The 14,569-nt window shown below is 44.9% G+C and carries 11 protein-coding genes; 2 read left to right on the top strand and 9 right to left on the bottom strand.

Annotation, left to right across the window (positions count from 1 at the left end; translation table 11 throughout):
* Positions 1–2: 2 nt before the first annotated feature.
* The 7 genes from AC3WT9_RS19030 to AC3WT9_RS19000 form a co-directional block, all read right to left on the bottom strand.
* Complete coding sequence (locus tag AC3WT9_RS19030; protein WP_341096223.1) at positions 3–1,025, bottom strand: ABC transporter substrate-binding protein; 1,023 nt, start codon at positions 1,023–1,025, stop codon at positions 3–5.
* A gap of 285 nt (positions 1,026–1,310) precedes the next feature.
* Positions 1,311–2,957 (bottom strand): bifunctional metallophosphatase/5'-nucleotidase, encoded by a 1,647-nt coding sequence (locus AC3WT9_RS19025; protein WP_492407789.1) that lies wholly within the window; start codon positions 2,955–2,957, stop codon positions 1,311–1,313.
* Between the two features lie 23 nt (positions 2,958–2,980).
* Positions 2,981–3,808 carry a carbohydrate ABC transporter permease gene (locus AC3WT9_RS19020; protein WP_492407788.1) on the bottom strand — a complete coding sequence of 276 codons (828 nt, stop codon included), beginning with the start codon at positions 3,806–3,808 and terminating at the stop codon, positions 2,981–2,983.
* A gap of 12 nt (positions 3,809–3,820) precedes the next feature.
* Positions 3,821–4,705 carry a carbohydrate ABC transporter permease gene (locus AC3WT9_RS19015; RefSeq protein ID WP_341096229.1) on the bottom strand — a complete coding sequence of 295 codons (885 nt, stop codon included), beginning with the start codon at positions 4,703–4,705 and terminating at the stop codon, positions 3,821–3,823.
* A gap of 88 nt (positions 4,706–4,793) precedes the next feature.
* On the bottom strand, positions 4,794–6,089 hold the full coding sequence (locus tag AC3WT9_RS19010; RefSeq protein ID WP_341096231.1) for an ABC transporter substrate-binding protein: 1,296 nt from the start codon (positions 6,087–6,089) through the stop codon (positions 4,794–4,796).
* Between the two features lie 236 nt (positions 6,090–6,325).
* A complete protein-coding gene (locus tag AC3WT9_RS19005) occupies positions 6,326–7,177 on the bottom strand; it encodes a response regulator transcription factor (protein ID WP_341096232.1) in 852 nt (283 codons plus the stop codon).
* Positions 7,174–9,024: a cache domain-containing sensor histidine kinase gene (locus tag AC3WT9_RS19000; protein WP_341096235.1), complete on the bottom strand. Its 1,851-nt coding sequence runs from the start codon at positions 9,022–9,024 to the stop codon at positions 7,174–7,176. The genes AC3WT9_RS19005 and AC3WT9_RS19000 overlap by 4 nt, the downstream gene beginning before the upstream one ends.
* A gap of 387 nt (positions 9,025–9,411) precedes the next feature.
* Between AC3WT9_RS19000 and AC3WT9_RS18995 the strand changes: the two genes are divergently transcribed.
* Positions 9,412–10,560 carry a copper amine oxidase N-terminal domain-containing protein gene (locus AC3WT9_RS18995; RefSeq protein ID WP_492407786.1) on the top strand — a complete coding sequence of 383 codons (1,149 nt, stop codon included), beginning with the start codon at positions 9,412–9,414 and terminating at the stop codon, positions 10,558–10,560.
* Positions 10,561–10,910: 350 nt separating this feature from the next.
* On the opposite strand, the gene AC3WT9_RS18990 is transcribed toward AC3WT9_RS18995, so the two are convergent.
* Positions 10,911–12,305, bottom strand: coding sequence for a PTS transporter subunit EIIC (locus AC3WT9_RS18990; RefSeq protein WP_341379764.1), 1,395 nt, complete (start codon positions 12,303–12,305; stop codon positions 10,911–10,913).
* A gap of 253 nt (positions 12,306–12,558) precedes the next feature.
* On the opposite strand from AC3WT9_RS18990, the gene AC3WT9_RS18985 reads away from it, so the two are divergent.
* A complete protein-coding gene (locus tag AC3WT9_RS18985; protein WP_341096238.1) occupies positions 12,559–13,758 on the top strand; it encodes an enolase C-terminal domain-like protein in 1,200 nt (399 codons plus the stop codon).
* A 73-nt stretch (positions 13,759–13,831) separates the two neighbouring features.
* Here the strand turns inward: AC3WT9_RS18985 and AC3WT9_RS18980 are convergent, their stop codons facing one another.
* Complete coding sequence (locus AC3WT9_RS18980) at positions 13,832–14,539, bottom strand: GntR family transcriptional regulator (protein ID WP_076112612.1); 708 nt, start codon at positions 14,537–14,539, stop codon at positions 13,832–13,834.
* Positions 14,540–14,569 lie beyond the last annotated feature (30 nt).

Here is a 14,569-nt window from a genome sequence, read left to right as displayed (position 1 = left end):
ACTCATTTCGTTAAACTATTTACAACTTCATCCACGATAACCTTGGAGGAGACCGGACCGCCGAACACCCAAGTTGCGCTGCCTAATCCAAAGGTGCGTTTCTCCTTCACGAAGGTAAGGCCTTTCCAGACGGAATTATCCTTCAGTTCGTTCGAGAAAATATCATCATCCTTCTGGACGATATAGATCAGATTGGTATCCTGAACCGCAGGCAATGCTTCAACTGTCGATGTGCTGAATCCGTAAGCCTCAAAAGCTTCGGGTTTCCAGTCGTTCTTCAAGCCGATCCGGTCCAGCGTCTGCACCGCCAGAGAGTTATCCGTAAAGAGACGCATCGTCGCTGCATTCTGATAGCTGTAGGCTTGCGTCAGTACATAGTTCAAGCCTTCCTTGCCTGCAGCGGCCAGCTTCGTCTTAGCATCCGCATAATGCGCATCCAAATCTGCCAGGACCTTATCACCTTCCGCGGTCTTGCCGACAGCGGCTGCAATCGTTTTGAAAGTATCTTCCATCATCGTGTATTGATCACCTTGGCCTTCAGGCGGATACAGGCCGAAGATCAGCGTTGGCGCAATGCCCTTCAATTGCTCATAGATGGCTTCATGGCTGTCTGTATTCGCGATAATCAAATCCGGCTTCAGCGCCGCAATCGTCTCCAGATTCGGCTCACCGCGTGTACCGACATCAGTCACGCCTGCATCCAGGGGCGCTTCGCCAGTTACCCAAATCTTATAATTTTCGTTATCGGCATTCCCTACCGGCTGCATGCCGAGGGCAATAATATCTTCGGTAAATGTCCACTCCAGCACTACGACCTTCTGCGCAGGCTTGTCCAGCTTAACCTCACCTTTAGCATCTTTCAGTACAATCGGGCCACTCGCCGCTTCACTGCCAGCATTCGTTGCAGTTGCATTGCCAGTTGCGCTTTCGTTAGCTGCCGGGCTTTTCGTATTGTTGGATCCACAACCTGCCACAACCAGTATGACAGCAATAACCAGAACTAAACTCAACAACCTTTTGTGCATTTTGTAAATCCCCCTGATATTCAGATATAAGTTCTCTATGATAATCGTTATCGTTATATTGATAATGATTATCATTTCTATTCATATTAGCTATCTTATATGCGATTTCCCAGAATGTCAAAGTTAAAATTTGAATATATGAGAAAGTGACGCTTGAGGTCGGGTGGCTTTCTCTTGCGCCAAATTCACTCAAGCAAGCAGCCGCTGATCAAAAACACAGAGCAGCGACTCTCCAATAACGGGAGAAACGCTGCTCTGTTGTCTTTTTAAGGTGTTTTTTCTTGATTATTTATTCTTATCACTAATTTCTGAAACAATCTGCCTGCCGATCCCAACAATGGACCAGTTGTCATCAACTTCCGGCGATAACGTCTTACGATCCCTGATGTAGCTTACAAGCATATCACGGATGCTGCATGCCGATTCCCAATGTTTTGTCGCGCTAACCAATTTGGACGCCTTCAATAAGCTGCTGTAGCGATAATTGTTGACAGCAAGCTGCAGCTGTTCGGTATCGGCAAGCGGTTTGCCTTTGTAGATCACATTTATGATCCGGCTACCGGAGGGTTGCGACAGGTCGATCTGATAATCGATACCAGCGAACATATCATAGAGATAACTCGGCACCTCGGGGTTAATACTAATCGCAGAGTCACCTTGTTGCCACTGTTTGAAATGCGTTGCCGAGGCTTCCATGTAAGCCTTAAGCTCTTTGCCGGTTACATTGACAACGTACAGCAAATTATCGAATGGATAAATGCGGTACACATCAGCGTAAGTCAATGGGCCCTGCTTCAAATCGGCCTTGTCCGAAAAAAGGCTCGTGGCGGCAACATCCGCTCCACTGGCCTCAAGCATCGCCTTCTGAATCAATGTAATGACTGCTGTATCCCGCAATCTTCCCGCTGGCAGGCCACTGATTTCATCCTGTGGCTGGAAGTCGGCTGTCGCATAGCCCAGAATGCCACCGTCCATATCTGTTGAGGAGACTCCACCTCCCTGCTCGATGAAGCGAAGCGTCTCTTCATGCGCTTCTGAGACCAGACTCCGCAACTCCGGGTCCGGCTCCCAGCCGGCCATATCAACAATCGTGACTTCCCGGTTCACAACCCGGGGGCCTTCACCGCCAAGCTCGACCGCAAGGTCGAAGCGTACCACTTCCCGCCCCCGGTCGCGTGGCCCTCCAATGACGGTATCACCGATACGTTCTATAACCGTAATGTGCATATGACCGACCAGAAGCACATCAGCCTCAGGAACCAGCTCGGCAATGTGTTCAGCGGCATCCGAACCGCCTTCTTCGTCGAATTCCGCCACCATTCCCGCATGGGCGCTAATCATAATGATGTCAGCCTTACCTTCAGCACTCAGTGAGGCTGCAATTCTCTGTGCCGTTTCAGCCATGGGGCCAAAGCGCAGAGCCTCCACCTTCCCGCCGTCCCAGCGCGGGACATTAGGGTTAGTCAGACCGATAACAGCAATCTTAATACCTTGTACCTCAACAAGCGTATAAGGTTCTGCAAACAGTTCCCCACTTTGATAACAGGCATTCGCAGCAAGCACTGGAAATTCAAGCTCCCGCCTGAATTTCTCAATCAGGGCAAGACCAAAGTTAAATTCATGATTGCCCAAGGTCATGGCCGCATATCCCATTGCATTCAGCGCCACAGAGACCGGATGTACACTATCCAGCCGCTTATTGAAGACATCATCAGTCAGCATATTCCCCTGGAACACATCACCATTGTCAATCAGAATGACCTCGGCTCCACTCTGTCTGATCTCCCGGACATAGGAGGCAACTCTGGCCATCCCGTCATTCGTTGTATCCACACCCTCTTCGTAACGATAGCCCCACAGATTTCCGTGAAGATCCGAGGTGGCAATAATTACGATATTCAATATATTACTGGTGTCCGCCCGTTCGATCATAATTCCATCCTTCTCTCGTCTCTTTACTTCAGAATTGCACCTGCGGTAAAACTCTTCTCCATCTGATCACTGAACAGCACGTAAGCCAGCAGAATGGGAAGAGTCGATATGACCATGGCTGCTGCGAGCGGTCCCCAGCTAATGCTGTATTGACCGCTGAAATTCATCAGGCCCAGCGGCAAAGTCCGCAGCTCTTGCTTTTGAATAAAGGTCGCAGCCATGAGGAGCTCATTCCATACGGCTAAAAACACGAAGATCGCTACCGAAGCGAGTGGTGGCTTCAGCAGGGGCAGCACAACTTTGAAGAAGGACTTAACGACTCCACAGCCGTCCATAAACGCAGCTTCCTCCAGTTCCTTCGGCATGGTCCGCAGAAAAGCCGACAGCATGTATACGGCAATAGGCAAATTCACAGCAATATACGGCAAAATAATAGATAATCTCGAACTGAGAATGCCAAGATTCTTGAGTATCATAAAGAGCGGGATTAGCGTAGCGTGAATTGGAACCATGACGCCCATCAATAGAACGAACAAAATCACACCGTTATATTTGAATTTCATGCGTGTCAAAGCATACGCCATCATAGAAGCAAACAGAAGCACAAAAAAGAGTGTAACCAGCGTGACAGTCACACTGTTGAAAAAGTATTGGCTGACTTTAGCGCTTACCCAAGCATCTGTGAAATTGTCTAAACGCCATTTGGTGGGCAACGCCCAGACCGCTCCGCCAATAATCTCCGAGTTATCCTTAAACGCACTTACCACAAGCCAGTAGAGCGGGAACAACTGGAGGACGGCGATGATGATCATCAGTATGTAAATAGCTGTATTTCTCGTTTTATTGAGCATGACCTGTCCTCCTTAATATTCAATTTTCTCCTGGGTCAACAGCTTATTAATCACCCAGGCAATAATGAGACATTCCAGCACCATAAATACAGCAAGCGCGCTGCCGTAACCGAAATTCTGCTTCAGGAACGCTTCCTGGAACATTTTCAGCGCAATCACAGTCGTTGAATCAAGCGGTCCTCCGTTAGTCATCACATACACACTTTCGAATGTTTTCAGTGCATATATAACGTTCAGGACGATACAGATCCGTAACACATCGGATAATAAAGGAAAAGTAATATAACGAACCGCTTTCCAGCCTGTCGCTCCGTCCAGCTTCGCTGCTTCATAATACTGTTCCGGGATACCTTGCATTCCGGCGAACAGGATTAGCATATTGTAACCAACGTAATGCCAAGTGGTTACGATTAGTACGGACAGTAGTGCCGTCTTAGTATCCCCAAGCCACGCTTGTGTCCAGCTGCCCAGTCCCATGGCATCCATTAACGTGTTCAGCATGCCGATGTTCGGATCATAAATTTTGACCCATAGCAGGCTCACCATTGTTGTTGACATCACTACAGGGAAAAAGTAAATATTGCGGAACCATTTACGCCCCTTCATTTTTCGGGAGACCAGCATCGCCAAGGCAAACGAAATCGGCAACTGGATAAACACACCTACAAGCAAAAAGGCGAAGCTGTTCCATACCGCCTGCCAAAAACTTTTATCAACCGTAAACATCTTAGTGTAGTTGTCTAGTCCAATGAAGGTCATGGGATTGATGCCATCCCAATCTTGGAGACTGTAATAGGCTGTAATCAAAATAGGCACAAAATAAAAAATCAGAAAAACGGTTAATCCGGGCAATAAAAACAAAGCTAATATTTTTTTATTAGAGAGCGCTTTTTCCATCACTTACCCACCTGTCAAGTTGCAGAAAAGCGATGCGTCCAACTGACTGCATCGCTTTCCCCAGAATATTTTTGTGAAACGCTATAGCTTACTCTGCCTTGCGAAGCAAGGTTTCCAGTTCAGTTGTGAACTGCTCAGCTGTCAACACGCCACCATATAGCTGCTGTGTCAGATCACGATATTCCTGACCTGCATCTGCTGAAAGCAGACCGAACCACATCGCCTGCGTTTTAGTGGTTTTACCGATATCTGTAGCGTAAGCTGAAAGCTGCTCATTCTGTGATTCAGACTTAACATCGCTTTTGGCATATCCGGGCAGACCTTTTCTAACAAATTCGTCATTGAGCTTCAAAGACATGCGAATGGCAAATTCTTTGGCTGCATCCACATTTTTGGAGCTGTTGTTGACAAACAATGAGTAAGGCGCCTCAGCATTCTGGAAACCGATTGTTGCACTGTGGATCTCTTCTGCACCTGTTTTCGGAAATGCGATATATCCCAGATTGTCGCCCATTGCAGTCGACAGAGAAGTGAAGTTAAAGCTGCCGTCGATCCACATCAAGGCTTTATCATTCTTGAACAGTTCTTGTGCATCCAGGTAGGCGGAGCCGAGGAAACCCTTTTGGAAGGCATTTGAGTTCACCAATGTTACCACCTGATTCGCTGCATCAACAAATGGTGCGTCTGTGAACTTAGCTTGTCCTTTAATTGCCTCATCGAAGGCATTAACGTCCTCACGCGCTACAAGCATGTTGTAGAGCAGATCTGCCTGCCATCTTTCTTTTCCGCCGAGTGCGATTGGGATCACGCCTTCATCGTTTGCGGTTTTAATCAATGCCTGAAGTTCATCCCACGTTGTTGGAGCAGAAGCGCCAAGCTCGCCCATCAGCTTTTTGTTATAGTAAAGAACCAGTGTTGTACTGATGTTGGAAGGCACGGAATAGATGTTGCCATCTTCCTCTGTTACCAACTGATTGTCCAGAAATTGCGAGCCTAGACCCGTGGAATCCAGCGTATCGTTCAATGGAGCAACTGTCTTCGACTGCAGAACAGGGGTGCGGTATGACTTTCCGGCATGCTGTTGGAAAACATCCGGGAGTTCATTTGCGGCAAGCGCAACACTTAGTTTAGTTTTGTATGTCTCATCTTGTATGTATTCATAATTCAGTTCAGCGCCAATCTCCGCTGCGGTAGCTTCGGCAGTTGCTTGGTACATCGGATCTGCATCGAATATCCATAACGTGATAGATTTCTTACTATCCGCTGCTGCCGCTTCCTTGTTCTGAGTCCCTCCATTGTTTACTTCTGCACCTCCACAAGAAGTAAGCACTACACTAACAAGCGCGACGGATGCTGCAATAACCCCAAACTTTTTACCAAACATCTGATTTGGACCACCTTTCAAAATTTACGGATACGAGCTACAGGTACAATCTTAACAAGTGTGAAGCCAGGTTCGAATGGATATATATTGGTTTTGACAGTAAAATTTTTAGGTATGTCATATTACTTAACACTGAGTTTACAAACCACACCCGTGTTAACATCCCCTGAACATCACTTTTACTCTACACAAACAAAAAAGCCCGGCTGGAAAACCGGACTTCAACTAGCAACTGCTCAATCTCTCTCAACATTGGATCCCTCGTATACCTTATTTGGGGTAATTCCGTACTTCTTCTTGAAGCATTTACTAAAGTAGAACGGATCTCTATAGCCGACCTGATGGGCTATCGTCGCTACCTTTGGAGCCAAGGATTCCTCCGCAGCAGCCCCTTGGCGCAACAGCTCCATAGCTTTGCCAAGGCGGACATGGGTCACATATTCCACAAAAGACTCACTTGTCTCCTTCTTGAACATGTGACTTAAATAACTCGGATTCACGAAGAGGACACTCGCTGTACTCTGAAGCGACAAGCTGTCATCGGCATAATGTGCAGTCACATGATCAACCGCTTTGCGGACCAGCCGTTTACCGCTGCCCTGACGCCTTCCCTCATCAGTGGACTGCCCTGCTTCCGGTTCTTGTACATAACCCGCTTCTTTTTTCAAACGATTAATATAACGCTCTGCTTCCCATTTCTCAGTCAATTGCGTACGGATAGTTATAAGTGCTTGTTCAACCGCTTCCTCATCAATGGGCTTCAACAAATAATGATCCGCTCCGAGCGAAATGGCCTGCTGTGCATAAGTAAAGTTGTCGTAGCTTGTGATGAAAATCAGCTTTGCAGCTGAGTCTAAGGCGCGGACGGCCTTTACAAAGTCGAGCCCATTCATATTCGGCATTTCAATATCTGTAATGATGAGATCAATCGCCTGTTCCTCCATAATCTTCAAGGCTGCCGAACCCTCTTCAGCCTCTGCAACCACCTCGAAACCGGCAGAAGTCCAATCAATCAAATGGATCAAAAGCTGCCTGAAATAATATTCGTCATCCACAATCAGGACGCGGGCTACCGGCGCTGTATTCATAGTCTAGCTGTCCCCTCCTCCTGTCCGCTCGTTTTCAAGATCAGCGGCAAGCGTACCTGTACTTCCAATCCATGGCCTGGTTCAGATACCAGGACAATGCCATAGGATTCACCGAACCTCAGTTGAATCCGGTCCTGAATATTTTTGAGTCCGAAGCTGTATACCTCTTCTTCGCCATTGTCCGACCAGATAAGCCGCATTTCCTCTTCACTCATGCCTTTGCCGTTGTCACGTACAATAAAGCAGAGATTGCTCTGCTCGTCCGTCCTTTCCGTATAGCCTATGATTTCACACAGTCCTCCGTCAGGCATCCCTCTGATTCCATGGTGGATCGCATTCTCGACAAGAGGCTGCAGCAGCATTGTGGGCACTTGGCAGGCCTCTATTCCCGGTTCAAACGAAATCCGGTAATCCAGCTTTTTAAAGCGGATTTGCTGAATGTATAAATAGCTTTCCAGATGTTTTTTTTCCTGTGCAGCAGCAATTAGCTCCTGCCCATTGCTAAGTGAAATCCGGTAGAATTCGCCGAGCGCCTTCAGGATGCTGCTTATTTCTTTAGCATTCGTCATCACAGCCATCGCACGTATCGTGTCCAGCGTATTATACAAAAAATGTGGTTTGATCTGCGAATACAGCAGCCTTAGCTCCAGCAGCCGCTTCGTCTTCTCTTCATCTTCAATTCTTAGCATCAATCCCTGAATATGCTCCACCATTTCATTAAATGTCGCACCCAGCCTGCCAATTTCGTCTTGCGTTTCGGCGGATGCACGTACATCAAAGTTCCCGGCACCTACTTCAACAATCACCTCACTGAGCTGGCTGAGGGGCCGAGTTAGAAGCCGCGAGAACACAAAGGACAAAAACGCTGCCGAGAGCATGCTGATCAGTCCGAAGCCGACCATTAATAATGCGATTTTCCAATACCCATAGGTCAACTCTGAAGTGGTAACCAGGTGGACAACCTTCAAACCATAGGGATCAAGGCTTTGTAAGGACACTAAATAACGCATTCCATCGACTTGATCGGTCTTGCTCCCTTCAGAAGCTGACTTCGTCCATTTGGCAAGAGAGTCATCTTCAATCGCTTGGCTGACCAGTGAAGCTTCATTCGCGGATACAATAATTCCGTCCTGGTTAATGACCAGAGTAGGATTCTGATTAGAATGTTCATTATGGTACATCCGGGCGAGTGTCCGCTCGTCAATATTCACATAAATATAACCAAGCGGAGTCCCCTTCTCCATGCTCATAATAACTCTGCACACACTAATCATATTCTTCTTCTTCATACCGGACAGAAATGATGGCTGCAGTGTATCTCCCCAGACCGCTCCACCTTTTGCAGCATCAATCGCTTCTTTGGGATAAATGCTGAGACTCTGCAAAGTCACACCGGTCAAATTGGAGGTATAATAGAGTTCGCCGCTTAAGGATTCGATAATAACGGAATCAATATTCGGCTCAGTCTCCAGCATCGCAGCCAGCGTATTATGTATGGACTTCAGAGCAGAAACGTCATCGCTTGCTATAGTATCTCTACTGAGCACCTTCTGTGTATCCTGATTTATCAAGACGAATTTCGAGAAGTTCTGAACAGATTGAAACAAGGTCTCCATAGATTGTTTTATCAGTTTCACTTCTTGCTGCGAGCTTGCTGAAGTCCTTTCCAGGGTCTGATTAAAGACAATTCTATGAATGCTGATTATAAAGATTACCAGGGCCAGCGATACGATAAGAATGTTGCTGATTAGAATCTTTTGCCGCAGCGGCATGTTTCGTCTGACCGGAAAAGAAACGATGGCCCAAAATTCCTTCACGAGGGTATGGTATGATCTAAACCTCTTCATATTCCCCTCCGTTGTATGTTAAATATTTCAGCGAAATTGATAATCATATTTTTTTATATAACTATAACATTTTAAAGCAAGTCTGTTGATTATATAGATTGAACTCAAGGCTTTAGAATCCAAAAAGAGAAATTTTGTCATTACAAAGCTATTAATAAATCACTATTCTCTGATCAAATTATTACTGGATTTTTCCAAATCGAGGACAATGTTCTCCTATTACTTGAATCAATTGAAGGGGATCATGATGCTCGAAGGTTGCTAGAGGGATAAGACTGCAGTGAGGTAGCAGCCCCTGACGGAAAAGTGTACAATATGGATAAAACAAATATTTGTAAATCTGACATATATGTATCTATAAAACATTCATTATTGAGAGGTGTAGTAATGAAAGTGAAAATTATCATCACATTATTTACTTTTACATTATTCCTGGCTTTTGGTTCTGCGGCACACGCGGAAAATCTTCATGACTATTATGAAGATGTAACAGAATCCGACTTGAAAAATAGTATGATTCTTTCTCCTGAAAGCTCCATGGCATTTATTAATGGGCAGAAAGTATCAGCCGTTAAGCCGATTGTGAAAGATGGACGTAAACTGGTACCCCTTCGTTTTATTTCTGAAGGATTTGGTGCAAAGGTAGATTTTAATACAAAAGAACAGTCCATTACCATGAAGTACGCTACGAATACCGTTTTCTTGAAAATAGGAAATAAAAATATTTCTATAAACGGTAAATCAAGCGTAATGGACGTGGCTGCAAGCATTTATAACAATACAACGTATATTCCTTTAAGATATATGGGTGAGGCATTTAATAAAAGAGTCTTGTATTTAAAAAATGCACAGATTCAACCCTATAGCTTGATTATAATTAGGGATGTTAACGCCACAGCAATCGAAAACCTTAATCTCATCCGTGTTTTAAAATTACTGTACCAAGGAAAGTCCATTGTCTATAGTGATCGTTTTATGGCAGTCATTAAAGAAAACGGTCAATTATTATTTAGCAATACTTTTAATCAATTCGAGCCTTTTGTTTATCAGGATTTGATTGAGGATAAAAACTTAGTTCGACTGGGGAATATATGGTTTAATACAGATATGGGCAATTTTTATTTGAATTATGCCTTTAACCAAACGCAGGAGTTTATTTTATACCGTGTGGAAGGAGAAGAGATTACAAGGGTAGCGATTGAAAAAGCACCGATAGAGGCGGTAAAAACATATTTAAACGATGTCTATTATTTGATTAGATATGGGCGTGGTATTCCCAATCCTCAAGAAACAAGCAATTTAAAATCTGCAACATTTAACAATGGACAATGGTCTACTGATTATTTAGGTATGCCTGGATTTTATTATAGTTTTGACACATTAGCTAAGGTCTATGACTGGCCAATTACTGATAACGGTATTACTACATTTGGCTATCAACGCTTTGGCGGTCTAAGCTCTGATGAAAGAAAAAAAACGATTGGAATTTATAGAATCGAGCTGAATGGGCATCACCATGAGCTTGTAACGCCATAAAGTAATTGGCTAGTTGAAGTACTTATTGTTTAGAACTTTAACTAGCATCCGGAATTACGAGCAGCACATCGTTACAATGTAGAGGAAAAGAAACTGAAGAAGATGAAATCCATTATGAAATTAATCGGTAAAGTAGCGCGAATGCTAGTCGCATTGGCTAAAAGCAGTACCGCTTACGAACCGGTCAAGGTATAAATTCTCCCCCCTTCTTGCTTTGCCTTGTTCGGACAGGATCTTATCTAAAACAAAAGCCCACAGTCAGCCAGTTAGGCCGAGTGCGGGCTTTTCAATATCTTTCGAAAACGTTATACAGCAAAATTTAAGTTCGGTACCCTAACATATTTGCTGCATTACTGTGCAGACTGCAGGGAGGCTTTATTGGCATTTTCAACATCACTTTTACTCAAAAGTAGATTGCAGACAGTAAAACCTACCACAACCGCAATGAACATTCCCGAAATTGCATAGACAAAGTAGGGGCCGATGTATGCCGGAATACTGAAAATACTGGACAGTACATATCCGTACAAACGGACACCGAAGAAACTAATGTAAGCGGAAGCAACCGTACTGGCAATCGTGGCAGCCAAGAAGGCTTTTTTGTACTTTGCTAACACCCCGAACAAAGCGGGCTCTGTTATTCCCAGCAAGCCGGAGACGGCAGCGGAGACGATAATTGTTTTTTCTTTCGGGGTCTTCACTTTAAAATACACGGCAAAGGTTGCGCCTACAATCGAGAAGTTAGCCATACACATCATTGGCATTAACATATCGTAGCCTTGTGTTGCAAAGTTCTGCAGCGCAATTGGGGTCATAGCATGGTGCATGCCCGTAAAGACAGCTATTGGACGAATCGCACCAACAACCACACCAGCCAGAACAGGGGAGATGTCAAACAAGCCTTGAACCAGCCAAGCCAGTCCGTTTCCTAAATAGACACCAATTGGACCAATAACAGCTAAAGCCATAAATCCAGAGATAAATAGAGTCAATGTTGGTGTAACTACCGTTCTGAGCACTTCCGGAACAATCTTGTTAACCCAGCCATAAATATAACTCATCGCCCAAACGGCAAAAATAATCGGGATGACGGTTCCGCTATAGTTGAAAACAGGAATCGGGAGCAGATTAAGGAAATGAAAGGAGGATATTTCACCGGCTTTCGCCGCATCCACCATCGTTGGGAACATAATAGTTGCTGCTATGGCAATGGCCAAATACTGATTGGTCTTAAAAATCTTGGCCGCTGAGGCTGCCAGGAAGAATGGCAGGAAAGTGAACACACCGCTGGCCATCATATTTATTATTTGAAAGGTTTCACTTTTATCCGAGATGTAATGAAGTGCAGTCAAACCGGCAATAAGCCCTTTGATTAATCCCGCACCAGCAATTGCCGGTACAATGGGCCCGAATACGCCAGATACTATGTTCATGAAGAGCGTAACGAAACCTACTTTTTGCTTGCTTCCCTTCTCCTCTTCAGGACTCTGCGCATCCTTCAGCTTGAGCTCATTAGCCAGAACGGTGTAATATTCTCCGACTTTAGGACCTAGTATGATTTGAAACTGGTCTTGATTGAACTGTGCACCAAGTACTGGGTCCAACTCTTTGATTTTCGCAATATCTACTTTATTTTTATCTTTCAGCTCAAATCTAAGTCGTGTCATACAATGCCAAGCGTTTTCAATATTCTCCTCACCGCCTATACCTGCAATCATGTCCTTAATCGCTTTCTCTTTGCTCATCAAGAATTCTCCTGTCCTAATGGATATTGGTTCCGTTTACACACTGAATAGTATCATAAAGAAACTTCTAATAAAAGCAGTCCAAAATGGTTCGCCTTTATCAAAAAAACCTTTATAACAAAGGGTTTTTATTCAATTTCCATCATAATTGGACTGATATCTTTCGTTATTCAACCGGTTTACCAAACCAAATTGATTCTTCCTTTCAAACTATGGTTCAATACTCTTAGAAATTGTAGAAAAGAGGAGAAACATGAACCCTTCCATCATCACTAATGTGGAAAGCTTTATACTAAAACCTGACCGTCATAATCTGGTGGTTGTCAGGGTAACTACGGATAATGGAGTCATTGGATATGGCTGCGCCACTTTTCAGCAACGGCCCAAAGCCGTCCAGCTCGTCATAGAGGAATACCTCAGACCGATTTTACTTGGCCGTGACGCCAACCATATTGAAGACTTATGGCATATGATGATGGTCAATTCATACTGGCGCAACGGACCTATTCTGAATAATGCGGTTTCCGGTGTTGATATGGCTCTATGGGATATTAAAGGCAAGCTCGCCGGTATGCCATTGTATCAGCTGTTTGGCGGCAAATCACGGGATGCCATTCCGGCATATACTCATGCAGTTGCTGACAATATTGAAGATCTGTACAGCGAGATCGATGGACTCCTTGATCAAGGATACAAGCACATCCGTTGCCAGCTTGGCTTCTACGGAGGGAACCCTTCACAGCTGCACTCTCCGGCCACTTCCACAGCGGGCTCCTATTATGATCAGGACGAGTATATGGAGACTACGGTCAGAATGTTTGCTCTTTTGCGGGAAAAGTATAACAACCGGTTCCATATTCTTCATGATGTTCACGAGCGGTTATTCCCCAATCAGGCCGTACAGTTTGCCAAAGCGGTCGAACCGTATAAACCCTACTTTATCGAGGATATTTTGCCGCCGGATCAGAATGAATGGTTAGGGCAGATCCGCTCACAAACGTCAACGGCGATTGCCACAGGCGAACTGTTCAACAATCCGCTGGAATGGAGAAACCTGATTGCGGGTAGACAGATTGATTTCATCCGCTGCCATGTGTCCCAAATCGGGGGAATTACACCTGCGCTGAAGCTTGGAGCATTATGCGAGGCTTTCGGGGTTCGTATCGCCTGGCATACACCGTCCGACATTACGCCAATTGGAATTGCCGTCAATACACATCTCAACATTCATCTGCATAATGCAGCAATTCAGGAGAATATTCCGATTAAGGCAAACACCCGCAGCGTATTTTCGCCCATTATTGACGCCATTGATGGCTATATTTATCCGCTTGATCTGCCGGGCATCGGCGTGGAGTTCAATGAGGAACAGGCAGGTGCCTTCCCGGTGGAATACCGTATGCATGAATGGACACAGGCCAGATTACCCGACGGTACGCTAATGACACCTTAACTAAGGCGCAGCAAAAGACTCTCCGGCACAGGCGGTCAGCACGGAGAGTTTCAGGTCAATGATTAGCTGCGTATCAGAGGTTTCTTCTTTTGTGATGCTCGTTGTTGAAGGCCGTCAAATACGTGCACTTATAGTCGACAGCCACAATTTCACTGATTTCAAAAATGGTACCGTTATTCAGTATTCCACGGCTTGAAATTTTCATTGCTGGACTTTTCTTTTTTTGCTGCAAGAACATCGCTTGTTCTTTATCAAGCGAGATTGCCTCATAAGTATTCAGGTAATGTGAGATAGTGAACTTATGCTTTTTCACAAATGACTGAATGGAATTCTCGGCATCCTTCTGTGTTAATACAGGGAATAACGTCGCAGGTAATCTCGACTGCTCAATCTGCATTGTCTGATAGTTAACGATTCTCAAGCGCTGGTACATCCACACTTCATCCTCGGCAGTTATATTAAAGATTTGCTGGTCACTAGGGGTGGAGGGAAGCTTCTGCAGCTCGATGACCTTAGACTGAATATTGGAATAAGGATTCTCCGTAAGTGAGTTGTAGATCAGCGGACTGGCTTGAATATTTTTGTTAATAAAAATACCCGAGCCCTGGACAACCTTAACCATACCCATATATTTCAGCTTCTTAATAGATTCTTGTATTGTAAATCTGGAAACCTTATATTGCGCCGCCAGTTCTCTTTCTGTAGGAAGCTTCCAGTCTGAATAATGTTTTTGATAGATTTTACTGAGCAGATCATGGATAACAAAGTCTCTTTTGTTCACAAGGCAGGCCCCCTATTCGTTGTTCCATTG

It is taken from the genome of Paenibacillus sp. EB106-06-01-XG199 (assembly GCF_058791575.1).
This window is presented reverse-complemented; position numbering and strand designations above follow the sequence as displayed.

Excerpts from the sequence above, each read along its gene's own strand:
- AC3WT9_RS19030 (WP_341096223.1), bottom strand. The coding sequence starts at position 1,025 with ATGCACAAAAGGTTGTTGAGTTTAGTTCTGGTTATTGCTGTCATACTG.
- AC3WT9_RS19025 (WP_492407789.1), bottom strand. The coding sequence starts at position 2,957 with ATGATCGAACGGGCGGACACCAGTAATATATTGAATATCGTAATTATT.
- AC3WT9_RS19020 (WP_492407788.1), bottom strand. The coding sequence starts at position 3,808 with ATGCTCAATAAAACGAGAAATACAGCTATTTACATACTGATGATCATC.
- AC3WT9_RS19015 (WP_341096229.1), bottom strand. The coding sequence starts at position 4,705 with ATGGAAAAAGCGCTCTCTAATAAAAAAATATTAGCTTTGTTTTTATTG.
- AC3WT9_RS19010 (WP_341096231.1), bottom strand. The coding sequence starts at position 6,089 with ATGTTTGGTAAAAAGTTTGGGGTTATTGCAGCATCCGTCGCGCTTGTT.
- AC3WT9_RS19005 (WP_341096232.1), bottom strand. The coding sequence starts at position 7,177 with ATGAATACAGCGCCGGTAGCCCGCGTCCTGATTGTGGATGACGAATAT.
- AC3WT9_RS19000 (WP_341096235.1), bottom strand. The coding sequence starts at position 9,024 with ATGAAGAGGTTTAGATCATACCATACCCTCGTGAAGGAATTTTGGGCC.
- AC3WT9_RS18995 (WP_492407786.1), top strand. The coding sequence starts at position 9,412 with ATGAAAGTGAAAATTATCATCACATTATTTACTTTTACATTATTCCTG.
- AC3WT9_RS18990 (WP_341379764.1), bottom strand. The coding sequence starts at position 12,305 with ATGAGCAAAGAGAAAGCGATTAAGGACATGATTGCAGGTATAGGCGGT.
- AC3WT9_RS18985 (WP_341096238.1), top strand. The coding sequence starts at position 12,559 with ATGAACCCTTCCATCATCACTAATGTGGAAAGCTTTATACTAAAACCT.